This is a genomic window from Pseudomonadota bacterium (assembly GCA_026388255.1).
GTDB lineage: Bacteria > Desulfobacterota > Syntrophorhabdia > Syntrophorhabdales > Syntrophorhabdaceae > JAPLKB01.
Map to the genome: position 1 here is coordinate 52,191 of JAPLKC010000080.1, position 24,665 is coordinate 76,855.

The 24,665-nt window shown below is 42.5% G+C and carries 25 protein-coding genes; 15 read left to right on the plus strand and 10 right to left on the minus strand.

Annotation, left to right across the window (positions count from 1 at the left end):
- Positions 1 to 34 precede the first annotated feature (34 nt).
- From NT178_09355 to NT178_09390, 8 genes are all read right to left on the minus strand, one after another.
- Positions 35 to 310 carry a hypothetical protein gene (locus NT178_09355; protein ID MCX5812734.1) on the minus strand — a complete coding sequence of 92 codons (276 nt, stop codon included), beginning with the start codon at positions 308 to 310 and terminating at the stop codon, positions 35 to 37.
- 10 nt (positions 311 to 320) lie between these two features.
- A complete protein-coding gene (locus NT178_09360; protein MCX5812735.1) occupies positions 321 to 560 on the minus strand; it encodes a hypothetical protein in 240 nt (79 codons plus the stop codon).
- Positions 548 to 2,212: an AAA family ATPase gene (locus tag NT178_09365; protein ID MCX5812736.1), complete on the minus strand. Its 1,665-nt coding sequence runs from the start codon at positions 2,210 to 2,212 to the stop codon at positions 548 to 550. The genes NT178_09360 and NT178_09365 overlap by 13 nt, the downstream gene beginning before the upstream one ends.
- On the minus strand, positions 2,199 to 2,939 hold the full coding sequence (locus NT178_09370) for a hypothetical protein (GenBank protein MCX5812737.1): 741 nt from the start codon (positions 2,937 to 2,939) through the stop codon (positions 2,199 to 2,201). The genes NT178_09365 and NT178_09370 overlap by 14 nt, the downstream gene beginning before the upstream one ends.
- Positions 2,920 to 3,201, minus strand: coding sequence for a hypothetical protein (locus tag NT178_09375; protein ID MCX5812738.1), 282 nt, complete (start codon positions 3,199 to 3,201; stop codon positions 2,920 to 2,922). The genes NT178_09370 and NT178_09375 overlap by 20 nt, the downstream gene beginning before the upstream one ends.
- A gap of 102 nt (positions 3,202 to 3,303) precedes the next feature.
- The gene (locus tag NT178_09380; protein ID MCX5812739.1) at positions 3,304 to 3,582 is read right to left on the minus strand and encodes a hypothetical protein; all 279 of its coding nucleotides are present in this window, start codon (positions 3,580 to 3,582) and stop codon (positions 3,304 to 3,306) included.
- An 87-nt stretch (positions 3,583 to 3,669) separates the two neighbouring features.
- Positions 3,670 to 4,062 carry a hypothetical protein gene (locus NT178_09385; GenBank protein ID MCX5812740.1) on the minus strand — a complete coding sequence of 131 codons (393 nt, stop codon included), beginning with the start codon at positions 4,060 to 4,062 and terminating at the stop codon, positions 3,670 to 3,672.
- Positions 4,063 to 4,161: 99 nt separating this feature from the next.
- Positions 4,162 to 5,532, minus strand: a complete 1,371-nt coding sequence (locus NT178_09390; GenBank protein MCX5812741.1) for a tetratricopeptide repeat protein — start codon at positions 5,530 to 5,532, stop codon at positions 4,162 to 4,164.
- A 412-nt stretch (positions 5,533 to 5,944) separates the two neighbouring features.
- Here NT178_09390 and NT178_09395 point away from each other — a divergent pair, with 412 nt between their 5' ends.
- From NT178_09395 to pssA, 6 genes are read left to right on the plus strand one after another with little or no spacing between them, the layout of a single operon-like run.
- Positions 5,945 to 6,091 carry a hypothetical protein gene (locus NT178_09395; GenBank protein ID MCX5812742.1) on the plus strand — a complete coding sequence of 49 codons (147 nt, stop codon included), beginning with the start codon at positions 5,945 to 5,947 and terminating at the stop codon, positions 6,089 to 6,091.
- The gene (ilvB, locus tag NT178_09400; protein ID MCX5812743.1) at positions 6,092 to 7,786 is read left to right on the plus strand and encodes a biosynthetic-type acetolactate synthase large subunit; all 1,695 of its coding nucleotides are present in this window, start codon (positions 6,092 to 6,094) and stop codon (positions 7,784 to 7,786) included.
- Between the two features lie 10 nt (positions 7,787 to 7,796).
- Positions 7,797 to 8,333: an acetolactate synthase small subunit gene (gene ilvN / locus NT178_09405; GenBank protein ID MCX5812744.1), complete on the plus strand. Its 537-nt coding sequence runs from the start codon at positions 7,797 to 7,799 to the stop codon at positions 8,331 to 8,333.
- Positions 8,314 to 9,312 (plus strand): ketol-acid reductoisomerase, encoded by a 999-nt coding sequence (gene ilvC, locus NT178_09410; protein ID MCX5812745.1) that lies wholly within the window; start codon positions 8,314 to 8,316, stop codon positions 9,310 to 9,312. The genes ilvN and ilvC overlap by 20 nt, the downstream gene beginning before the upstream one ends.
- A gap of 5 nt (positions 9,313 to 9,317) precedes the next feature.
- Complete coding sequence (locus NT178_09415; protein ID MCX5812746.1) at positions 9,318 to 9,953, plus strand: phosphatidylserine decarboxylase family protein; 636 nt, start codon at positions 9,318 to 9,320, stop codon at positions 9,951 to 9,953.
- On the plus strand, positions 9,950 to 10,726 hold the full coding sequence (gene pssA, locus NT178_09420) for a CDP-diacylglycerol--serine O-phosphatidyltransferase (GenBank protein MCX5812747.1): 777 nt from the start codon (positions 9,950 to 9,952) through the stop codon (positions 10,724 to 10,726). Before NT178_09415 ends, pssA begins: the two co-directional genes overlap by 4 nt.
- On the opposite strand, the gene NT178_09425 is transcribed toward pssA, so the two are convergent.
- Entirely contained in the window at positions 10,680 to 11,366 is a 687-nt protein-coding gene (locus tag NT178_09425; protein MCX5812748.1) for an HAD-IA family hydrolase, read from the minus strand. The genes pssA and NT178_09425 overlap by 47 nt on opposite strands.
- A 200-nt stretch (positions 11,367 to 11,566) precedes the next feature.
- On the opposite strand from NT178_09425, the gene NT178_09430 reads away from it, so the two are divergent.
- From NT178_09430 to argJ, 3 genes are all read left to right on the plus strand, one after another.
- The gene (locus NT178_09430) at positions 11,567 to 12,037 is read left to right on the plus strand and encodes an HAD family hydrolase (protein MCX5812749.1); all 471 of its coding nucleotides are present in this window, start codon (positions 11,567 to 11,569) and stop codon (positions 12,035 to 12,037) included.
- A gap of 80 nt (positions 12,038 to 12,117) precedes the next feature.
- On the plus strand, positions 12,118 to 14,730 hold the full coding sequence (secA, locus tag NT178_09435; GenBank protein MCX5812750.1) for a preprotein translocase subunit SecA: 2,613 nt from the start codon (positions 12,118 to 12,120) through the stop codon (positions 14,728 to 14,730).
- Positions 14,731 to 14,837: 107 nt separating this feature from the next.
- Positions 14,838 to 15,986 carry a bifunctional glutamate N-acetyltransferase/amino-acid acetyltransferase ArgJ gene (gene argJ / locus NT178_09440; protein MCX5812751.1) on the plus strand — a complete coding sequence of 383 codons (1,149 nt, stop codon included), beginning with the start codon at positions 14,838 to 14,840 and terminating at the stop codon, positions 15,984 to 15,986.
- 45 nt (positions 15,987 to 16,031) lie between these two features.
- Here argJ and NT178_09445 read toward each other — a convergent pair whose 3' ends face one another.
- Entirely contained in the window at positions 16,032 to 19,019 is a 2,988-nt protein-coding gene (locus NT178_09445; protein ID MCX5812752.1) for a DUF748 domain-containing protein, read from the minus strand.
- 212 nt (positions 19,020 to 19,231) lie between these two features.
- Between NT178_09445 and NT178_09450 the strand changes: the two genes are divergently transcribed.
- From NT178_09450 to NT178_09475, 6 genes are all read left to right on the plus strand, one after another.
- Positions 19,232 to 21,370 (plus strand): hypothetical protein, encoded by a 2,139-nt coding sequence (locus NT178_09450; protein MCX5812753.1) that lies wholly within the window; start codon positions 19,232 to 19,234, stop codon positions 21,368 to 21,370.
- 54 nt (positions 21,371 to 21,424) lie between these two features.
- Entirely contained in the window at positions 21,425 to 21,637 is a 213-nt protein-coding gene (locus NT178_09455; protein ID MCX5812754.1) for a hypothetical protein, read from the plus strand.
- A gap of 466 nt (positions 21,638 to 22,103) precedes the next feature.
- Entirely contained in the window at positions 22,104 to 22,544 is a 441-nt protein-coding gene (mraZ, locus tag NT178_09460; GenBank protein MCX5812755.1) for a division/cell wall cluster transcriptional repressor MraZ, read from the plus strand.
- Entirely contained in the window at positions 22,544 to 23,419 is an 876-nt protein-coding gene (gene rsmH / locus NT178_09465) for a 16S rRNA (cytosine(1402)-N(4))-methyltransferase RsmH (GenBank protein MCX5812756.1), read from the plus strand. Before mraZ ends, rsmH begins: the two co-directional genes overlap by 1 nt.
- Before the next feature lies 1 nt (position 23,420).
- The gene (locus NT178_09470; GenBank protein ID MCX5812757.1) at positions 23,421 to 23,723 is read left to right on the plus strand and encodes a hypothetical protein; all 303 of its coding nucleotides are present in this window, start codon (positions 23,421 to 23,423) and stop codon (positions 23,721 to 23,723) included.
- Positions 23,724 to 23,809: 86 nt separating this feature from the next.
- The gene (locus NT178_09475; GenBank protein ID MCX5812758.1) at positions 23,810 to 24,637 is read left to right on the plus strand and encodes a hypothetical protein; all 828 of its coding nucleotides are present in this window, start codon (positions 23,810 to 23,812) and stop codon (positions 24,635 to 24,637) included.
- Positions 24,638 to 24,665: the final 28 nt, after the last annotated feature.

Here is a 24,665-nt window from a genome sequence, read left to right on the forward strand (position 1 = left end):
AAAAAGTTCATTAGGTTGACATTAAGGTAATCGGTCATGCCCCTTCCCTTATAATGCTCATAGCCTCTGTAGAAGCTTCACCAGAAGATAAAACGGGGGGTTCAACGGTCTTATATGGCATGAAATTGAAGAGGCTGCATTCAGGAATTTCACATGAGTAAATCCCGTCATTAAATCCGCCCATGCAGTCATAACATTTTGCTTTAATGGCTTGGTTCCGGGTCAATCTTTCACCTTTTAGGTGCCGGATAAGTTCGCCCCGGCCTTGCGCCCTTTTGCCAAATTGCTGAATAGTTTTTATGCTGTCCATATTAAGCCTCCTAAAATAAATTCCCCTGGTTTACCTTTTTGGGTATCAGTGGCAGTACTTCTTTCTTGTTAAATATTGCTTCAGCATATCTGGTATACTCATCCAGAATATCCCTCGTTTCATGCCTGTTCAAATTCCTTGCATATCCCCGGTCAATCGAAGCTTGTTCATTTTGTGTTCTGAACATCTCGCCCGGTTGAAGTATCTCGCCATTAACTTTTAGAGGTCGGATAACTTTCAATATTGCCATCTTTCGCCCTCTACTTCGGGAATGTCATCTTCTTCAATAATAAACCCGTCAATTGTCTCTGTCCTCTCTGTCTTTCTGTCCTCTGGACAATCGGACAATATACTACTATCAACAGTTTGCATCTTGTTTCTTTCGCTTATTGTCCTTTCTTCGGTGGACAAAGAGACAATACTTTCTCTCTGTTCGTTACTGTCTGGACAATTAGAAATATGGCCCTCTGTAGAACGTTGATATTCTTTAATTGTCTTGCTGTCCTTATATATATATGGAGGGACAATCGGACAATAACGAATTGCCCTGCCTTTTCCTTCATCCTTTTTTGCTTCCCAATATTTACCCGTCCCTTTGTTGAGTAGTTTTATTAATTTACCCTTTGAATGAATTCCTAACTTTGTTTTGACAAGTTCGAACACTTCACCCTGTTTTAATGGTTCCGGTGCTTCTTTGAGAAGTTCGTATATTTCTTCAAGTTCGTTAGTGTCCGGGTCTTCAGCAAGCATAAACCCTCGTTCATTGTTGAATTCAATAAAAATATGAAAAGGTTCATATCTTGTCTTGCTCTTTGTTCCAAAACGATAATAAGGGGTCTCGCTGTCTTCATCGTCTGTTTCTTCAAGAGTCCCTTTTCTCACTTTATGAAGGGAAAGGACATGATCTGCAAGGTCGAGGATTGCCGTTGATCCTTTATATGTCTGCTCATTACCTTTAGGTGTATGGTGCAGGAGAAGAATAGTAAAACCCATGTCCCTGAGTTCCTTTAATCTGGACATAACAAAAGCCATCTGCCTTGAATCGTTCTCGTCTTTTGTCTGTGAAGCTCTGAGGGTATCGTATATGATAAGACCAACGGGAAGTTTCTTGTATAAATCCCATTCCTGAGAGTCTATTTTTGGGGGTTTTACCTCATTTGTATTGTGCCAAAAGAGAACATCACCGGCCTGTAACTTCTTGACCCTTTCAACGAGGACAGGGAAAGAATTCTCAAAGTCAACAAAGACAACGGGTGATTGAACGGTACCTTGTCCCATAAACGGTATGCCCTTTGAAACAGCATCGGCAACAATAAGGGTCAACCATGTTTTTCCAATACCACCCCGGCCATGTAAAAGGATAATACTCTCTTTTGGAATCAGTTTATCAATTACCCATTCAACATGAATATCGAGGTTAAGCAATTCTGACCCTCTTTTGAGGACAGAATAAGGGTCAAAAACATCTTCTTTATTGTCCGGACATTGACCAACTTGACACTCTGTAAACCCTTGATAGTCCTTATTGTCCTTTTGTCCACTACTATATATAGGTAGACAATGAGACAAAGACATAAATTGAGCAAGGGAATCGGTTCCTGAAATTATCTTTCTTGCATCTTCCCATTTTTTCCCCTGACAAGAATTGTGAAAGCATTGATATAAAAGTTTCCCGTCCGGTAATTGAATTATGCTTGATTCGCCCTGTGTGTGATCAGGGTCAAATAGACATTCATCGAGGGCATATATGGTGCTTTTTCCATTCTGCTTAACTTTATATCTCATCCCGTAATGATTCAAATACGCTTCAACGTCCACTTTCCCGTTATTGGTCGGGGTTTGTGTCGTGGTATCTTTTTTGAATTTATCCCTTAATTGTTCAACCTGTTCATTCGTTATCATCGGCAACCCCCAAATCTTCAATGTATGATGTTCTATGCGGTCTCGCTTCTCTGTACTGATTCGCCGGTACTTCGTCACCTTTGCCAGTTCGGGTTCCATATAGCTTCCAAATTCTGGCAGGGTTAAAAACGGCGGTATCAATGCTCACCTTTGAAGTGCTGAATTGTTCATCAATATTTTCGAGTATAGACTTGATAAACTGCTTGTTCTGCTCGTTCGCTTCGAGGTCGGGTAGTTTGTAAAGTAAGTGATAGCCGTTTCCGGACATAGCTTTTACAGGGTTTGTAAAATTGAGGTTTTCGGCTATCCATACAATAACCCTCTCTCGCATTTCATAAGCCTGTTCAAGTTCACTATCACTTGAAGATATTCCCGCCGGTCTCACAGGGCCAAGGTCAATCGGTAACCATCTATAAGCAATGACATTAGGGTCACTTGTGCCCAGTATTCCCGGTTTCATTCTGTTAAATGCCCTTGCGAGTAAACGAGGGTCAATTACTTGAAGGGTAAAATAAATTCCTGTATGTTCACATTGTTCAAGGGTCTTTACCGCTTCACAGAATTTTGAATTGTCATCAAAATATCCTGATAGTGTGCCTTTATGATATTCACCGGCCATCCTTCCCTTAAGGTAAATAACCCGGATTTCAACAACTTCACCTTCATGGACAAAGACAGAAAAAGCGTGAGGATTATAGAGGGTAGGGTTATCTGTTGTAGTTTCCATTTCTTACTCCGTTATCGTTTACGTCTCCCCCGTCTCTGAGGGTAAGCATTTGCCCCCTTATCTTGCGTAGACACCCCACGAAGTCCAAAAGGTTAACCCTCGGATTTTCGTTATACTCGCCTAAAAACCTGTAGGTTTCCGGTGTTGAAGGAACAAGAAAAACAACCCTCGTTCCTCGTTTCTCAAATTCAACAGGAATATTGTTCAGGCTTAAATATGCGACTTCGTGAATTTCATAAAGCGGGATTTTTTGACTTGCCATTATCGTGCCTCCTTAGCAATTACCTTTATACTAAGGAGTATAACACACTGATATTATTAGTCAAACGTGAGAAATTAGAATTACTTAGAAAATTCTAAAAAATTATATTTGCTTCGAGGTTTTGTACTTTTGCCTTACAAGGTCAGGGTCGGGATCAGTATAAACATTGGGGTAAAAAATATTCAATATTGCCCCTGTTCTTATAAATGCTTTTCTTTCGGTATAGTCTATGCGTTTCAGTTCATTCACGATACCCACAACAGCCTCAGTCCACATACCATGAGACGATTGCTTCAAAGATATTTTTGAAGTTATCTTGCCTTTATTTTTACTATCATAAAAAGCCTTTCTCAGTTTTGGATTTTTTTCCAAATATTGCATTTTTTTAAATTCTTCAAACCATTCATCATCATTTACATATTCATAATTCTTTACGGGTAGAGCATCCAGATAAATAGTATTCAGTTCCTAGAATTCTTTAATAGCCTTCTGCATTTTAAGCAGTCCCGGATTGACTTCAGGATGCGAACCGGTAAAAAGGCCAGCTGAAAGCGGAGAAAGTTCGAGCAGTGTTCTCATGGCATTTGAAATAACTTTTCTTTTCTTTGTTTTTTCTGCTCTTTTCTTTTCGACTTTCTCAAAGTCAATTTCAAAATCATCTGTGCCTGTCTTTTCTTTCCATTTATCATATATCGAAAAAACAGCAGCAAGAATAACCCCAATTTCACACCCCTCTTTCCGCAGTTCAAAAAGAGTCTCGAATTCTTTGCTTTTCGGAAGTTCTATTTCATTGTTGAATGCTTTCTCAACAATATTTACGATGACTAACAAATAGTCTGGTATTTGCGTTTTCGTTTCCATTTTAATTTCCTTCAACGTGGTTCCCTGAAAGATTTAGTAGCAAGCGGCTGGAGAAAGTGCTTTTCGGCAGTTACCCTATCCCTGTATGCAAAAAAATTGTCAGAATTTCTTTTCAGAAGCCTTAGAACATCTTCCAAAAGATGGACCCCCACCATCATCATAGGTTGCGGTAATCTGTCCGGTATACCTATCAATTGCCATCCGAAGGTCGGATTGATTCCAATCTATTCGGCTTTCAGTAATATTTGCAGAAAAACCATTAACAGTTTTTTTTTTTATTTTCACGATAAACAACTTCTCGAAACCAAGTATAGAACATGTAAGCTTCAGTATGTTTTCTTTCTGATGGGCTTGCCGGTCTAAAATGTCTTGTGAATATTTATCTCCCAGTCTTGCCGCTACCTTATAGTCTTCAACTGCCTGAGCTTCTTTACCCAAAGCTATATATGCATCCCCACGACCTCTATACACAAAAGGGTCACCAGGGTTTATCTCGATAGCCTTGTTATAGTCCTCTATAGCTCGCTGGTGCTGACCAAGGATCCCGTATGTTGACCCCCGGAAGACGTAGGCCAAAGCATAATCAGGCTTGATACGGATAACCTTGTTGAAATCCTCAATTGTCCGCTGGTACTGACCGAGCATACTGTATGCTAACCCGCGGTTCTTGTGTGCATCAACATCATCCGGTTTCAGGCGTATAGCTTCATTGAAATCCGCGATTGCCTGCTGGTGATTACCCAACATGCTATATGCATAACCGCGGAAGAAGTATGATAAACCGAGAAAAGCGGAATCCTTAGGGAGCCCTTTATCTATAAGCTCTATATCTATAATTTTGCTATAGTCGTCAATAGCCTTTTGATAGTCACCGAGAGCAGAATAAGCATGGGCACGACCAGCATAGCAATGAATACGAGTACCATTAGTGGCGAGGAGAAGAAAACCTTCCGTGAATTCGGATACTATCTCAAGCGCTTTATCGTAGTCCTGAATTGCACGTTTATAGTCTTCTAAGGATGCATATGCATCTCCGCGACTTGAGTAATTGTGATAATTATTAGGATCCATAGCAAGAGCTTGATTATAATCTTGAATAGCCTGAATATTATTACCCAAATCAGCATATTCTTTGCCTCGTAAACTGTAATAGCTTGCTTCCTTTGGGTTTATTTTGATAGCTTTGTTGTAGTCCTCGATAGCTCGTTGATGATTTCCTAACTTTGAAAACGAGAATGCTCGGAAGTTATAGGCCTGGTCATTACCGGGTTCTTTCTTGATAATCTTGTCAAGCTTCTTTATTGCTTCGCTATACTTGCCTTGCGAGATAAAGGGTGATGTGACTTGTTCAAATAAATCGATCTTAGTGCCAGCGCGGACATAGACGGGAAACAACACTACAATAAGAAAATAAAGTACAGCCATGCAGGATATTTTGAAAATAGGTATTTTTTCCTTTTTCATTTCCATAATATATGCCCCTATACCTCAATTTTAGCAAAAATAAGGAATTAGTCAAACAAATAAACAAGATAGATGATTTAAACTGCTATACCAATGAGTTTACTTACACATTAAAAAGAAGGAACAGCAGAAACGGAGGAAAAAACAAGACCCCACCTATTTCTAAGCGGAGTCTTGTGTGTTGGTGCTAACATGCTTTCGAGCGCTAAATCCCCGTTAAAAACGTTTCAATTTCTTCTAACAGATTTCTAACGGAACAACATAAAACAGCCAAAAACAACTTGAAATACAAATATGCTCTTAATTCTGCGCACATTGAAATGATTGACGTTATTTCAGATCGCTTGAGACTGATAATGTAACTAACTAATATTTGACATTTTTCAATAATTTTTATACCATATCACTTTGCACTTTAATGAAAGAAGGCGAAACAAAAGAAGATATATACAAAAGAGCGAAAGACCAGCACACAATGCTCGACAGAAGGCTGCTGATGCTGCTCAGTTACCTTAAAGATGTTATGGAAAAAATAAAAGAAGAAATGAGTAAAGGGGAAACGTAATTGAAAAAGACCGGTTCACAAATATTGGTAGAATCCCTTAGGATTGAAGGAGTGGATAATATCTTCTGTTATCCTGGCGGCGCAACCCTGTATATTACCGATGAGCTTTACCACGCTTCTGACATAAAGCAAATTATCGTAAGGCACGAACAAGGAGCGGTCCATGCATCAGATGGCTATGCAAGGGCGTCAGGTAAGGTCGGTGTATCTCTTGTAACATCAGGTCCCGGCGCAACTAATACTGTCACCGGCATTGCTACCGCCTATATGGATTCGATTCCGCTCGTGATTTTTTCGTGTCAGGTCAACACGATGCTCATTGGAAACGATGCCTTCCAAGAGGCCGACATTATTGGGATTACAAGGCCCTGCACAAAGCATAGTTATCTGGTAAGAGATGTCAATGACCTTGCAAGGATTATTAAGGAGGCTTTTTACATCGCAAAATCGGGAAGGCCTGGACCGGTGCTTGTTGATATACCGAAAGATGTTTCTGCAAATATAACGGAATTCAAATACCCTGACAAGGTGGCAATCCGCAGCTATCAACCCACATACGTCGGACATATAGGCCAGATAAAAAAAGCAATAAAGCTTATAGCCTCTTCAAAACGTCCGGTCCTTTACACGGGCGGTGGCATTATTTCGTCCGGGGCATCTACCGAACTCCTGAAATTTGCTGAAAAACTTTCCATACCGGTAACAAATACCCTTATGGGACTTGGCGGTTTTCCCGGCAACAACCCCTTGTTTCTCGGTATGCTCGGCATGCACGGGACGTATGCAGCAAATATGGCTATAACGGATTCTGATTTGATAATCGCTATCGGTGCAAGATTTGACGACAGGGCAACGGGCAAGGTTGATGAGTTTGCTTCACATGCAAAGATTATCCATGTTGATATTGATCCGACTTCAATCAGTAAGAACATTAAGGTGGATATACCCATAGTAGGTGACTCAAGGCATGTGCTCAAAAAAATGCTGGACTTTATTGAGGAAGACAAGGAGGGTCTCAAAGATTACCCGGCAACCATTTCCGAATGGACCAAACAGATACAAAAATGGCAGAAAGGATATCCCCTCACTTATGTAAGGGACGGCTCACTGAAACCGCAATATGTCATTGAGAAGATATACGAACTTACAAAAGGCAAAGCAATAATCGCAACCGAAGTGGGACAGAACCAGATGTGGACAGCCCAGTTTTATAAATTTATTAAGCCGAGAAGCATTTTAACATCAGGCGGTCTTGGTACCATGGGTTATGGGTTTCCGGCAGGCATAGGAGCACAGGTAGCCTTTCCCGGGGCGCTCGTTATTGACATTGCAGGTGACGGAAGCATTCAAATGAATATTCAGGAACTTGCAACAGCAGTTCAGTTCAATCTGCCGGTTAAGGTTGTCATATTGAACAACAGATACCTCGGGATGGTAAGACAATGGCAGGAGCTTTTTTATGAGAAGAGATACGCCTGGACACAGATGGACCATGCCCCTGATTTTGTAAAGCTTGCAGAGGCTTACGGAGCAGCCGGATACAGGATAGAAAACGAGGACGAGGTGGAAACGGTTTTAAGGGAAGCCTTTAAAAACGGCAGACCGACATTGATTGATGTTCGGGTGAACCCGGATGAATGCGTCTACCCTATGGTACCTGCCGGCGCACCGTTAAGTGAGATGCTTCTCGTTTAGGAGGAAGGTTTTGAGACATACAATATCCGTACTTGTTGAAAATGAGTTTGGTGTACTTTCGAGAATTGCAGGTTTATTCAGTGGGCGGGGTTTTAATATTGAAAGCCTTTGCGTGGCTGAGACCCTAGACCCTACTATTTCTACCATGACCATTGTTACAAACGGGAACGATGCAATTCTTGAGCAGATATTAAAGCAGTTGAACAAATTGATCAATGTTATCAAGGTAATAGATTTTAAAGACTTGGATTATGTTTCCCGTGAGATGGTGCTTGTCAAGGTAAATGCCGATGAAAAGACAAGGGAAGAGCTATTAAGGATAGCAGAAATATTCAGAGGAAAGATCATCGATGTTTCCCTGAAGACATATACAATCATGATTACCGGGGATGAAGAAAAGCTGAAGGCATTTTTGAACCTTGTAAGACCGCTTGGCATTAAGGAACTTGTAAGAACAGGTCCGATTGCTATGATAAGAGGGGATAAGACTATAAAAGCAAGAGAAAAATACTCAAAAGGAGGAGAAGATGGCCAAAATGTATTATGATAAAGACGCAGACCTTGGGGTTTTAAAAGGCTCTAAAGTGGCGATTATCGGGTATGGAAGTCAGGGACATGCCCAGGCGCAGAACCTGAGGGACAGCGGTGTTGATGTTATTGTTGCAGAACTTGAGGGTACCCCGAACTATAAAATTGCAAAAAATCATGGTTTCAAGCCGGTAAGTGCAACACAAGCATCAAAAGAAGCAAATATCATCCAAATACTTGCCCAGGACAATCTCCAGGCAACACTGTATAAAGGTGAGATAGAAAAGAACATGAAAAAAGGGAAAACCCTTGTGTTTTCACATGGATTCAATATTCATTATAATCAGATTGTACCCCCGGCCGATGTTGATGTAATTATGGTAGCACCCAAGGGCCCGGGACATCTTGTAAGAAGGGAATTTGAGAGGGGCGCAGGCGTTCCTTCATTAATAGCGATTTATCAGGATGCTTCAGGGAAGGCAAAGAAAAAGGCCCTTGCATATGCAAAAGGCATCGGCGCAACAAGGGCCGGTGTTATCGAAACCACCTTTGCGGAAGAGACTGAGACAGACCTCTTCGGGGAGCAGGCAGTGCTCTGCGGTGGAGCATCAGAACTTGTGAAAGCAGGGTTTGATACCCTTGTGGAAGCCGGTTATCAGCCTGAGATTGCCTACTTCGAATGCCTCCATGAGCTGAAACTTATCGTGGACTTGATGTATGAAGGCGGCATATCCAACATGCGGTATTCTATCAGCGATACGGCGGAATACGGCGACATTACGAGGGGCAAAAGGATAATATCCGAGGAAACACGGGAAGAGATGAGAGTAATTCTTGACGAGATTCAGAGCGGGGATTTTGCCAGAGAATGGATTCTTGAAAATATGGCAGGAAGACCTGTATATAGCTCCCTGAAAAGGATCGAAAACGAACATCTTATAGAAAAGGTAGGAAAACAATTACGGTCAATGATGGGGTGGATCGGGAGAAAAGATTGAGGCAAATGCCTGTTGCGAGGGAGGGGTTGACTCTAATAGCCCTTTCCCTCGTTCTTACAATACTGTTTTTTCTGCTCGATTTTAAGATTCTTGCCTTTGCCGTATGCTTTTTCTTTTTGTTCTGTCTATTTTTTTTCAGAAATCCGAAAAGGCATCATTCAGTCAACCAAAACGAGTTGATTTCCCCTGCCGACGGGAAGGTTATGGAGGTCAGGGAAATAGAAGAAGGCGAATTTTTGGGGAGGGTCTCAAAAAGGGTCAGCATATTCATGTCCCTGGCCGATGTACATGTTAACAGGGCTCCCTGCGAAGGAAAAGTTGTGAAAATAGAGCACAGGAGGGGAGACTTTGCTCTTGCCTTTAAGAAGGACATAGACAAAGAGAATGAAAGAAACTATATCCTTATGGAACACGGGGATGAAAGGATTCTCCTTGTACAGGTAGCAGGCTTTCTTGCAAGGCGTATCACCTCTTATGTAAAGGAAGGGGATGTTGTGAAAAAAGGCGACCCTGTGGGCATTATTGCCTTTGGTTCACGGGTGGACATTTATGTTCCTAAAGGATATGATATTATGGTATCATCAGGAAATAAAGTTAAAGCCGGGATAACTGCTCTGGCTAAAAAACAGGGGTGTGCATGAGGCGAAGAAAAGGTAAAGGTAAAGGAATATACATATTGCCGAATCTTTTAACATCAGCAAGCCTTTTTGCAGGTTTTTATTCTATTGTTGCAACTATTGACAAAAAGTTCGCCTATGCTGCTATTGCCATATTTGTATCAAGCATTTTCGATATGCTGGACGGTCGCGTAGCCCGTATGACAGGCTCGAGCAGCCGTTTCGGCGTCGAATATGATTCTTTATCCGACCTGGTAGCCTTCGGAGTAGCCCCTGGGCTCCTCGTATATATATGGGCGCTTAAAGGTTACGGAAGATTTGGCTGGCTGGCTGCATTCCTCTATGTGGCATGCGGTGCATTGAGGCTTGCGCGATTCAACATACAATCCGACGGGATGCAGAAAAATCAGTTTCTGGGGCTACCCATACCTGCAGCGGCCACAACTATTGCAGGTTGCGTGCTTTTCAGTTCATGGCTGGGCCACTGGGGTATGGATCTAAAGACAATACTTATGCCTATTTTGATATACATTCTTGCATTCCTCATGGTAAGCGACGTCCGGTATGCAAGTTTCAAAGAGGTAGCATTTTTCAAGGGAAGGCCGTTCCGTTCCACTGTGGCTGCTATTTTGCTTCTTGTGGTAATATTTATAGAACCGGAAGTAACGCTTTTCGGACTAACGTTTATGTACCTTCTGTCGGGTCCGATATATACCCTTCTCAGGAGAAAGAAGATTATTCTTGAGAATGCTAATCACTCAAAAGATACGCTAATAGATCAAGGTGATCATCTATAAAACCGTCTGCCGCCATTTCGCTATTTTTATATGCGATAAATTTGACGCCTGAAGAAGCGGAAATTTTTTGATCAACCTCGGAGTCTCCGATATAAAGAACTCTCGCCTTGTCTACGTTTAATTCCCTCAATATTTTTTCGACAGACTCAGGGTCAGGTTTTGGTTTTACATCCAGCGCAGTAACCACCATATCAAAATAAGGCGTAAGATTGAATTGCACCATGATTTGTTTCATTGTTGTTGTCCTGTTTGTGCTGATAGCCCGCAGTATACCTCTCTCCTTCAATATAGTTAATGTCTCAATGAGATTGCACTCCATTTTTAGGTACATGAGAAACTCATTCAGGTCAATATCGTTCTTCCAGAAATTCAGGGCCTTCTTTTCCAATTCACCATCATTTTGGAAAAGAAGATGAATGGATTCAAAAACAGTATGGGTATGGCAGTATTGCAGTTCATCTTTTGAGAGCGGGGATCTCCCCATAGATATTGCTATATGGCTGTATAGTCTATCATTAGTTTCAAGGGAGTCAAAAAGCACCCCGTCACAGTCGTATATAACGCAATCAATTTGCCATTGGGCCTTCTTCGGGGCAATGTCGGGTATTAGGTTTTGGGTTTCGGGTTGGTTTGTTTTCATGCGCAAGAGTTTAATACTATTTGAGATAAAATCAAGCAAAAAGAGGCTGGGGGCTTGTAAGCCCCGATAGCCGCTGTTGATTTAAACGTCATCCTCCAACAAAATCCTTAATGGGCGTGGCAAGAATATGAAAAATTATAGTTTTTTAACTGCTCAATTATGTTACAATAATTTGCTGATAAAAATTCGGAGGTGAAAGAATGATAAGTGTTTCCATTCCTGGATGGGGTGACCTTGACATAGAATATCTTGTTATTGATTACAACGGGACCTGTGCTACTGACGGGAAGCTTAAAGAAGGTGTGAAAGAATTACTCGAAAAGGTTTCGAGATATATAAAAATATTTATAATAACGGCCGATTCTTACGAAAGTGTGGATAGCGAGATTAATATAATAGGATTTAAAGTCCTAAAGGTAAAAAAGGAAGGAAGCGGCATCGAAAAGGCAAGGATAATAAAAGAGCTCGGACCTGAGAAGGTGGTGGCTATTGGGAACGGGGCAAATGATGTGATGATGCTTAAAGAAGCATCGCTTGGAATCGGAGTTATCGGAGAAGAAGGTTGTTCAAAGGATATATTGAAAGAAGCTGACCTTGTTGTGAAAGATGTTACGCATGCCCTGAATATCGTTTTACATCCTGAAAGGCTTGTAGCGACATTGAGAGACTGATATCGCATAGAGCGTGCGCATGGGTAAAGAGTTCAAAAACCCTGTGCTTTACGCTCTGTTCGTATTAATTACATATAATCATGATTGGTAATATTCTTAAAAAAATCATAGGCACTAAAAACGAACGGGAATTGAAGAGGATTCAGCCCATTGTGGAACAGACGGCAAGCTTCGAGGAGAAGCTTAAGGGCTTTTCCGATGATGAGTTGAAACGGCAAACCCCGTTGTTTAAAGAAAGGATAGAACAGGGCGAAGACCTCGATACAATTCTTCCGGAAGCATTTGCAACTGTCCGGGAGACGGCAAAGCGGGTAATCAATATGCGGCACTTTGATGTGCAGATTATCGGCGGTGTTGTCCTTCATGAAGGAAAGATTGCCGAGATGGCAACGGGCGAAGGGAAAACCCTTGCCGCTACCCTTCCGGTATATTTGAATGCCCTTAACAGTCTTGGTGTTCACGTGGTTACCGTGAATGACTACCTTGCAAAAAGGGATGCCGAGTGGATGGGACCTGTTTACAAATTTCTTGGTCTTTCAGTAGGCGTAATTCTTAACCATATTGATGATGATGAGAGAAAGACTGCCTATGCCTGTGATGTAACGTATGGAACAAACAATGAATTTGGTTTTGATTACTTAAGGGACAATATGAAATACTCCCTCGAGGACTTTGTCCAGAGGGGTTACAGCTATGCAATCGTAGACGAGGTAGACAGCATACTTGTAGACGAGGCACGGACGCCCCTTATTATTTCCGGGCCTTCAGAAGAATCTACGGACAAATATTACAAGATCAACAGGTTCATGCATCAACTCAAAAAAGAAAAAGACTTCATGATTGACGAGAAGGCAAGAAGCGCCTATCTGACAGAAGAAGGTGTTGCAAAGATTGAGCGACTTATCAATATTGAGAACCTCTATGACCCGAAACATGTTGATCTTCTTCACCATGTTAATCAGGCGTTAAAGGCACATAACCTGTTCGCCAGAGATGTAGACTACATCGTGAAGGACGGGAAAGTTGTTATTGTTGATGAATTTACAGGCAGGCTCATGTCGGGCAGGCGTTTCAGCGACGGGCTTCACCAGGCTTTAGAGGCTAAAGAGAATGTGAAGATCGAGGGAGAAAACCAGACCCTTGCAACAGTAACCTTTCAGAATTACTTCAGGATGTATAAGAAACTTGCAGGCATGACAGGCACTGCCGACACCGAGGCTGTTGAGTTTAAAAAGATTTATAACCTTGATGTTATGGTAATGCCTACGAACAGACAACTCATAAGAACCAATTATCCTGATGTTATTTATAGAACAGAGAAAGAGAAATTCAAAGCAGTTGTAAGCGAGATCGAGGAACTTCATAAGCAGGGGAGACCTGTGCTTGTTGGAACCCTGTCAATAGACAAATCAGAGCGGGTATCGGAGATGCTGAAAAGAAAGGGGGTACCTCATCACGTTCTCAACGCCAAAATCCACGAGAGAGAGGCAGAAATTGTTGCTCAGGCAGGAAGACTAAAGGCGGTCACTATTTCCACAAACATGGCCGGAAGAGGCACGGACATTCTCCTTGGAGGCAATCCCGAGTTTCTCGCCCTTAGCATGTGTAAAGGGCTGAAAGGTACGGAAGAGTATGAACAGTCCCTGGTTGAAGCAAAAAAAGTCTGCGAAAAAGATAAAGCAGAGGTTATAAGACTCGGCGGTCTTCATATCCTTGGCACGGAAAGGCATGAATCAAGAAGGATTGACAATCAGTTGAGGGGGAGATCGGGCAGGCAGGGCGATCCCGGATCTTCGAGATTTTATGTTTCTCTGGAAGATGAAATTATGAGAATCTTCGGTTCTGAGAAGGTTTCGCCGATGCTCGGGAAGCTCGGCATGAAGGAGGATATGCCCATTGAACACCCCTTTATCACCAAGGCCATAGAGAATGCACAAAACAGGGTTGAGGGACACAACTTTGAAATAAGAAAATACCTCCTTGAGTATGATAATGTTATGAACAAACAGAGAGAAACCGTATATAGCATGAGAATGGAGATGATGGACAGCTCCGATGTACAGGAAAAGATCCTTGATATGATTGATGAGACATGCGAAGGCCTTGTCAATGAATATGCCCCTGAAAAGGTGTACCCTGAAGAGTGGGATATTTCCTCTTTAAAGATGCATATATACGAAACCTTCTTTTTCCATATTGACCTTGATGCAATAGACTTCAAGACCATTACAAAGGCAGGTTTGCTCGATATGGTGAGAGAAAGGGTGACCGCTGTTTATCAAAATAAGGAAAAGACCTTTGGCGAGGATGAAATACGTGCACTGGAGCGGTTTATTAGCCTGCATTCTCTCGATGGCCATTGGAAAGAGCATCTGCTGTCTCTTGACCACTTAAAAGAGGGGATCGGTCTCAGGGGTTACGGACAGAAAGACCCCCTCAGAGAATATCAGAGAGAGAGCTTTGAATTATTTCTCGATATGTTGGAGAAGGTAAGGCTTGATACGACGAGAAAACTGTATGCAGTGCAACCGGCAAAGGAAGAATTGGTTCACGAAGAACCCGTAATATTTATGAATAGAGGGGACGGAACTGTCCTGCAACAGGCGGAAAAACAAAAGGATAAAAAGATCGGAAGGAACGACCCCTGCCCTTGCGGTAGCGGGAAGAAGTATAAAAAGTGCTGCGGGAAGTAGATGCAGTTCCGGCAAGCAAGTTCTGCATGAATGCAGAATTAGCGGTCGTCTATCGTGAGTCAAGCTATAGCATTACTATCGTCCGTCGATAAACGAGGAGGTCTTACGTGATCCAGGGTATCGAATTTGCGGGTATCGCCTCCGGCATCAAGACAAAAGGTCTTGATCTGGGGCTTGTCCTTTTCAAGGAGGATATGCATGTCCTGTCTCTTTATACAAGGAACAAGGTGAAGGCTGCTCACATACTCTATGACAGAAAGATAGACAATAATACTGTGAGGGCGCTCCTTGTAAACAGCGGGTGCGCTAATGCCTGTACAGGCAAGGAAGGGGTAATTGACCTTCACACTATCGGGCAGGAGTTGTCTTCCATTCTTGGGATAGAGAAAGAGAAGGTTCTTTTTGCATCAACAGGTGTTATCGGCAGGAGACTCCCGGCTGCTACTATTATACATGCATTGCCGGTGCTCTTAAAAAACCTGAAAATAAATCGCCCGGAGGTATTCGCACAGTCAATCATGACAACAGATACCTTTCCAAAGATTGTACATGAGACGTTTCATGGAAAGAAGGATTACAATATAGTAGGTGTGGCAAAGGGCGCAGGCATGATAAACCCTCTCTTTGCAACGATGCTTTCTTTTGTTTTTACAGATTATCCAATAGCGCCCGGCAGTATAAAAAGGGTCTTTTCCAGCGCGGGGAAGGAGACTTTCGAACGCATTACCGTTGACGGTGAGTGCAGCACCAACGACACAGTTATGCTCTTTACAAAAAGCGGCGACGAAGACCTGTCAGGACTCCCGGCATTCAAAGAGAAACTCCTGTCTGTTATGAAAGAACTTTCCCTGATGATCGTAAAAGATGGAGAAGGGGCAACACGGGTTATACATATAATGGTGACCGGAGCCGGAAAAAAAGAGTTCGCCGAAAAGATAGCGAGAAGGATTGCCATATCCCCGCTCACAAAAACGGCATTTTTCGGATGTGATCCCAACTGGGGAAGGGTGATTGCTGCAGTGGGAGATGCCGATGTGCCTGTCCGGCCTTCAAAAGTGGAGATTGTCCTGCAGGGAGAGGTACTTGTAAAAGAAGGCGTTGAAGTGCCTTTTGATGAGCAGGAAATGAAGAAGCGCATGGACAAAAAAGAGGTTGAACTTGTCGTCAATCTTCACGACGGAAAGGCATCGTATGACATATATACCACCGATTTGACTTATGATTATATTAAAATTAATGCTTCTTATAGAAGTTAATTCCAAGACTTTATTGATATAACTTTATTTGTTTCGTTGTCATCTTCATTTGAGCTTTAAATCAACGCGGCTGTCGCTTGTTTTTTCCTTCCTTTCCGGGGAAAGTGATTTAGGTTCAACCACAAACACCCTGTCAGCAGTAACCTTGCCTGTTGCCAACAAAGCATCCTTCACTTGTCCGGCCCTCTGTTTTGCCAGGATTCGCAAGTCTCCATCACCTACCACAGTATTAGCAAACATAAGTTTTTCCATTTCAGGACCAGGCAGGCTCTTTGCAAAACCTAATACATTCTTGGGTTTTTCAAATTTCTCCGCTTTATATGCCATGGCCAGATGCTGTTGATACTCGTCTGGTTCTATTTTGACATCATCAACAGGCACTGCCGGTAATCCCTTTTTAATCATTGTATTCAGTTTCTGGGTTTTTATCTTCTTGTTGAATAAGTAGGTTTTTAAGGCCTCTCTATCTTTTTCCACATCCGTATGTCCTTCAATGTCAAGTTTAAGCGACGGTCTTTCACATAGGGCTTTCACAAGGGTATCAGTTTTTTTTGTATTTGCCTGCGACAGTTGTGCTTTGCCGTAATCGAATTCTACGTAACTTAGCTCTTCACCTCCCCCGAAAAGTGCACCGAGGAGGGCAAAGGGGGCAGTTGCTGCCTTTGCAATAAGATTCATCAAAACCTTTACGACAATCCTGAAGACGCTGAACTGCGGATCATCCAGGCTTCCGGAAAGAGGGACATCAAGCTCGATCCGCCCTTTCCGGTCCTTGAGTAAAGCAATGGCAAGCTTCAGGGGCAGCTTTGTGGCATCAGGACTTTCAACCTTGTCGCCGAGGGTCAGCTGGTCAATAAAAATACGGTTTTCAGCGTCCAGTTTTCTCTTGTCAATCAGGTATCTCAAGTCAATGGAGAGACTTCCCTTTTCTATCTTGTATCCCAAATATTTTCCTGAGTATGGGGTCATGGCGCTCAAATCAAGGTTTTTAAATTTAACCGAGACATCGGTGAACAGATTGTTCCTCGCGGGGTTGATTTTTCCCGCTATTTCGAGAGGGACATAGTGATCTATCTTGCCGCGAAGCTCCATATCTGCACGCTGGTCCAGCTTAAGGGAAAAGCCGCCGATCCGGCCCACCATTTCCGTTAGGTTTACAGAATATGCGGGTTTTATGAACTTATCCATAAAATCAATGGTTCCCCCTTGAAGGGTAATGCTGCCCACACTGATATCCCTGGTAATATCTTTCTCGGGCTCAGCAATAGTCTTTTGCTTGGGGGTTTCCTTCTGTTCCAGGATGGGTTGTCCGGCATTCGGGGCTTCATCTTCTTCCATTACCTTTCGAAGGCTGAGGGTCCCGTCCTGGTTCAATGTAATCCTTGCGTAGAAGTCGGCAAGTGATATCCCATTGATATGGGCATACATAGGGTTGTATCCTGCGTCGATGCCATTCAGGGAGAAGGCTTTCCATCTGAGAAAATCATCACCATACTGCTTATCAACGGATGCGAAATCAGAGACAAGGACATTACCCTTGAATGTGACGTTAAATCCGGCCTTGTCCTTATGGGCGACAACGAACTTGCCCGATGTATTCACATGTCCGCTTGTGGTATTGATCTTTAACTTATCGGTAAAGTAGGGCTGAAATTCTCCTATGTTGATCTTTTTAACATCTATTGAAAGGGTGGCAGAGAGAGGGCTAATGCTTATGGGGCCTTTCGCGGAAATCGAACCTTTTTTATTCAGGAGCAGGGAGAGGGCTAATACGCCTGTCCCATCTTTTGCTGTTGAAATATGTTCACCCTCCAGGTTGAGACTTGTTATCAATAGTTCCACCGGCTGGGAAACTGCATGATCGTAAAAAGAAACCTTGCCCTCTTCAATAAGGAGTTCATCAATAGATGCGTTGAAAGGGGCGCTTTCATCGGTTTTTACCTGGGCTTTTATCTGCTTTTTTATCGGTGCCTTATTCGGGGTAGGACCATTTGGGGCTTCTTTTTTTTCCTCAACAAGTAACGCCAGGTTGAAGGTACCTTTTTTGTCCCGTTTTAAAGTCAGCTCGGGTCCTTTGATTGCAACCTTCGACAGGCGTAAGGACTTAAGAAAAGGCTCACAAGAGGCAATCGCAATATCAATCGAGGGTAGGCGTACCAGAGGTTCCTTTCCCCTGTCGTTAATCACAAAGTTTTTTAATACAATATTCCCGCTCACCATAAGAGATGGCACCTTGTCCTTGGGCTGCATAAAGGAGATCCTCGATGTGAGATCCATTGCCCCTGAGCAAAGAATAAAATTATGCTTCATAGGCAAATAAGCCATGTATTGAGGCAAATCGAGACCTTTTATATCTATGTCGAGGTATGCCTCCCGGAGCTCGGCAAAGGGTTTTGTTTTCCCTTGCAGAGCATAAGCGGCGCCGTTTATGTGTGCGGAGAATGAAGGCTGCACATAGGTATTCACATAGTATTCTGTGTTGGCAATAAATGGAATAGTTATATTCATATCCATAACATTATGTTCCACGTTCTTGGGTTCATCGAAGAAGTCTATACGGCCTTCAGAAATTACGATATTATTGATGGAAAAAAGAAGGGGTTTCCTCTTTTCTTGTGCCCGTGCCCCCTTAAGCTCAGGCTTAACCCTCTCTTTGGGCGCAAGAAGGTCTGAGAAGTTATAGGACTCGTCCCTGTTACGAATAATCCGGATATATGGCCCTTTAATTCTCAACTCTTTAACAATAATCGCCCTCTTAAAAATAGAACTTATACTTACATTGACAAACAGCTCATCCAGGGAAACAAAGGTTTCCGTCTTCATGCGTTCTGTTATTAAGATTCCTTTCGCTGAAACGGAGAGTGAATAGGGGTTCACTCTTATTTGACTTATAGAGACTTGTCGTTGGAGATTTTCAGAGAGTTTCTTTACAAGAACGGATTTCATAACAGGGGGAACAACAAAGAAACCTATTATGGAGAAAAGTATAAAAAATCCTGCGAACCAAATAAATAACTTTATTGTCCGGGGCATCTATACCTCCATACAAGAACTATTCCATTAACTTTTTCTATTATATGAAATATACCCTGATTTACAATAATTAATTTGAAAAATAAGATTTATTTTATTTGAAAAAGTGGCGCCGAGCTTTTCTGATCAGTAAATTTATGTTCTTTATATGCAAAAACGTTATATAATAGCACCATATCCGTGAAACTTTAAACTATTGAGGGGGTAAGTGAATGTCGTCTCATACATGGCGTTTCTTCATATCAGGCGGTTTTGATCAGGTGTCCATCGAAACAGGGGCTGATCTCCTTTCATTACAGGACCTGGACCAGAAACTTTGGGCAGCCCTGAGTTGTCCCGTTAAAGACCTTGAGTTCGACCTGAAAACGCTCGAGCTTGTTGACTCTGACCATGATGGTCATATACGTGCCCCTGAAATCATAGAGGCGGTTACATGGGCCGCCTCAGTTCTAAAAGATCCGGAATTTCTTATAAAAGGATCGGAAGGGATACCTCTTTCAGCAATAAACGATAAGACAGATGAAGGTAAGGGGCTTCTTTCTTCAGCACAGCAGATTCTGAAAAACCTGGGAAAAGAAGACGCCGATGTTATTAGTGTAGAGGATACCGACAGCGAGGAGAGGATTTTTGCTCAGATGAGATTTAATGGAGATGGTGTCATTACTGTTAAATCTGCCGATGATGATGCTGCGGGATCAGTAATTACGGATATTATAGACTGCCTGGATGCCGATACGGACCGCAGCGGCAACCCCGGAGTGTCCCAAGGTAAGGTCGAGCAATTTTTTGCTGAAATACAGGCATACTCCGAATGGCAGAAAAGCAGTGGAAATGATGCTTCCATCCTCATCCTGGGCGATACTACCGAGAGTGCTTTTGAAACTCTGAGCGCGGTCAGAAATAAAGTAAATGACTATTTCACCCGTTGCAACCTCGCGAAATTTGATAAGCGGTCTGCTGAGTTGCTCAACCCTTCAGACGGAGATTATCAAAGGATTGCTCCCAACGATTTTTCTGTATCTTTCGAATCGTTTGCCTTATTTCCTGTTGCCCTGGTTGAGCCGGACAAGCCGCTGCCTCTTCTTGAAGAAATAAACCCAGCATGGATTGAATTAATAACTCGGCTAAAAGAAGATGTGGTGAAGCCGTTCCTTGGTGATAAAACAAGTCTGACCGTTGAAGAATGGGATGATATAAATACCCATTTCGCCCCTTATGGGGCCTGGCGCGCCGCAAAGCCTGATACATCTGTTGAGAGGCTCGGAACGGAAAGAATTAACGAAATACTGAACGGTGATTATAAGCAACTGATTGACGGTTTAATAGCAAGGGATAAGGCCTTTGAACCTGAGGCAAACGCCATTTCTTCAGTTGATAAACTTGTCCGCTATTGCAGGTATTTGCATACGCTGATTAATAATTTTGTTGCCTTCCGTGATTTTTATGATCACCGGTCAAAAGCAGTCTTCCAGGCCGGAACGCTCTATCTTGACGGCAGGAGTTGTGACCTCTGTGTTAAAGTTGATGATATCGGCGCTCACACTGCCTTGTCGAGTTTAAGCCGTGTCTATCTTGCCTATTGTAATTGTACCCGTTGTGGGGGAACCGATAAGATGATCGTTGCTGCTGCCTTTACCGCAGGAGATTCCGACCAGCTCATGGTGGGACGGAATGGTGTTTTTTATGACAGGAAGGGGCAGGACTGGGATGCCACAATTGTGCGGATCATCGAACACCCCATCAGCATAAAGCAGGCATTCTGGGCTCCGTATAAGCAGGCCGGCAGAATGATTAGCGAACAACTCATGAAACTTGCTGCCGCACGCTCAAGGGCATCAGAGGATAGAATGGCAGTATCGGCAATGCAATCCGGAATGCAGACTGCCGGAGGGAAACCTCCTGTTGAGAAGGCATTTGATGCCGGCAGATTTGCCGGTATATTTGCCGCCATAGGTCTGGCCATCGGTGCAATCGGAACAGCCATAGCCTCGATTGTAACAGGGCTTTTACGCATGGCATGGTGGCAACTACCCCTTGTGATTATCGGTGTTATGCTGCTTATTTCCTGCCCGTCCATGCTTATAGCATGGCTTAAACTGAAAAAACGTAACCTTGGCCCTATACTTGACGCAAACGGGTGGGCTGTCAATGCGCGGGCAAAGATCAATATAAAGTTTGGCACATCTCTGACTGAAACGGCAAAGCTGCCTGAAGGCGCCAAAAAATCCCTTGCCGATCCCTATGCCGATAAGAAAAAACCATGGAGTCTATACATCCTGATTATTCTCCTCATTATAGTTTGCATTATCTTCTGGAAATGTCGTTATCTTGCAACGCTTTTCAAACCATAACAGCGGGAAAATCTGGAGGGGCACATAAAAACAGACAAATTTTATGGAGGGAAAATGAAACAGGTACTTCTGATAATATTTCTGTTCTCTGTCTTGTCTGGCTGCACTGTTTATTATACGAAACCCGGAAAAAGCACTGCCGATTTCAACAGAGACAAGAAATACTGTGAAGGGATTGCGGAACAGGAGGTTGCCCGGACGGGCGCCAGGGTCTGTGACGAGATTGACCGGTGTCTGGTGAACATGAAAGGCTGGAAAAGGGACTGATAGTGTATATGGCCTTTTGACTTTGATCGTAAATTACGGGAAACAATATTGGTTTTATAAACAATGTTTCCAAGAACACGGTCCCTCCCCGGTGTAATGAGCACGCCTGCGCAGCCTGAAATACACAGGGATAAATACTCTCCAAGAAGATTGATAACACCTCGCCCCTGGATGTATTGAGAAGGGGATATAAAAAGTTGTACAGGATTCTTGGGGTCTAAAGCGCCTGAATTCTTCATTTATTTTCCTCCTGACTGATGGTTATACGAGATTGAATTTATTCAGTTACCTTACGTGTTTTGTGATTAATTATATGATCTACATTTGAAATCTACAATATTATAAAACTTCAACCGGGCAGCTTCATAAAAAACTTTTTCAACAAAGCTAAAAAACCCTTGACAAAATTTACAGTTATAGTATAACTCTTTAAAGTGGTAAAGAGTGTATAATGGTGGGATAAAATATGTTTGCCGGAAGGTTTGAATACGCTATAGATGATAAAAGCAGGATCAGTATCCCCGCGAAATTCAGGGAGATATTATCGGCTAATCATGACATGAGGTTGATACTTACAAATCTTGACGGCTGTATTGTGGGCTATCCATACCAGGAGTGGTTGACTATACAACAAAAAACATCAAGCTACGGAGCAATAAGGAAAGAGGCGCGGGCATTTTTAAGATACTTTTACTCCGGCGTTACCGAATGTCTCATAGACAAGCTTGGGAGGGTCCTCATACCGCAATCACTTAAGGCTGACGCTGCCATCATAAAGAATGTTGTGATTATCGGCATGGGCAACAAAATAGAAATATGGGCGCAGGAAAGATGGGGAGATCTGGTTAAAAAGGCTACTTCCGACCCTGATCAAGTAGCTGATATAGTTTCTGAACTCGGTCTTTGATGCGTGTCGTACATATACCTGTTCTTCTTGAAGAAGTAATAAAAAACCTTGTAAGTGAAAAAACGAATGTTTTTATAGACGCAACAGTAGGAGCAGGAGGACATGCGTCTAATATACTTGAGAGGTACAAAAATGTAAAACTTATCGGTCTGGATGCTGATGAAGATATTTTGAGAATTGCCGGGGAAAGACTATATGAGTTTGAAGGCAGGGCAAGATTGATTAGAGGAAACTTCAGGGATTTGAGGGAAATCTTAACTTCTGAAGATGTTGCATCTGTTGATGGCATTCTTTTTGATCTCGGTCTTTCAACTTTCCAGATAACAGGAGAAAGGGGATTCAGCTTTAACAACGACAGTTTTCTTGACATGAGAATGGATAACAGGGGGGCGTTAACCGCATACGATGTTGTGAATAGTTACGACTATAAAGAGTTGCTGCGAATTATCAGAGATTATGGAGAGGATTACCGGGGTCCGGCGATTGCAAAAATGATTATAGAGACAAGAAAGAAAAAGCCAATATCCACGGCAAAGGAGTTGGGCAGTATCGTGCTTAAAGCAAAAAGAAGGACCGGGAGGATTCATCCTGCAACAAAGACATTTCAAGCGATCAGGATCGAGGTTAACGATGAGTTAAAAAGCCTGCAAAAAGGTATAGAAGGTGCCATTGATATGCTCTCTCCCAAAGGTAGGATCGGAGTCATCTCTTTTCATTCTCTTGAGGACAGGATTACAAAGTTTGCCTTCAGAGACTCCCCTGCCCTTGATGTAATAACAAAAAAACCTATAAGGCCGGAAAAAATTGAAACAAAGGAGAACCCAAGCTCAAGAAGTGCGAAATTAAGAATAGCAGAAAAAAAACAAGGGGGTTAGGGTGAACAGGGGGGTGTATGTTTCAGTAAAGAGGGAAACAGAGGACAGGAGTTTTCCATCAATTTTTCTGGGTATTCTTTGCTTTATCGGCTTTATATTTTTATCTTTTTTTATAAAGAGCGTATACAGCCAGGTTAGGGAAGATTTAATAGAGAGGCTGCAAAAGGAAGGGGAGGTTGCTAAAATTAATGATAATTTAAAAATAGAATATTCAGCAACAACACGGGCGAGGTTTCTCGAACTGCAAGCAAAAAGACTCGGGCTTAAGAAAGCAAAGGAAGAAGAGGTCCTTGTATTGAGATGAATAAAAAGGCTAATAGAAGGGCCTTTTTTGTTTGCCTGTTAATATGTTTGATGTATGTGTCGGTGATCATGCATCTGCCGGAAAAAATGAGCTTTCAAAGGGTTTCTAATGTTCAGAAGATTGTACCGGCGAATATGAATATGTCTATGCAAGAAAATACACGGCAGGTTATACCTAAAATTGTGCCGGTCTCAACAGTACAAGCAGCACAAACAGAACTGCCTGCTGTCGATAAAAAGATGTCTTACCCTGCACCCGGAGATGATTGTATTGAGCCGGCGCTCTTTATGTCGCTCCCCTTAGTGTGCTTTGCCATCAAGGAAGGGCTGATAGAAAAGGAGGGCTTGATTCCGGCAGAAAAAGGCAGTCGCAGCACTGTTAGTTGGAAAAAACCCATTGATATATTGTATGACAGAGACGAAGAAGGCTTAAAAAATATCTCAAAAACAATAGGCTTAAAAAATATGATGGTATTTTTGAAACAGGAAGGGATCATACTAAAAGAAGGATTGTCTGCGGAAGACATAATGCTGGGCAGGGGTTATGTTCTTGAAAAGAAAAAACTACTATCGCTCTATAACAGGGTTGTTTCCGATAAATACAATCGTCTGTTCCCCTTCATCGTTAACGGGACAGGGGTTGTCGGGCGCAATGGAAATTTTGAGCTTACAGCAATGAGAGATAAGGCGAAGAAGCAACATACTGCAGAGGATGAAGGATGGCTGATGCCGAATCTGGTGAACCTCCCTATCAAGATTGCCCTTGATAAACTTACAATCCATACAGCAAGAATAAAGATACACGGAAGCGGTGTTGTTGCCGAACAATCCCCTAAACCATTTGAGAGAACAAGCGGTGAAACCGAATGCATTATTTACGGAAAATCACAAAAACAACAAACTGGTGAAAAATAAAATGGTAAAAGAAAGAAAGTGAATAAAT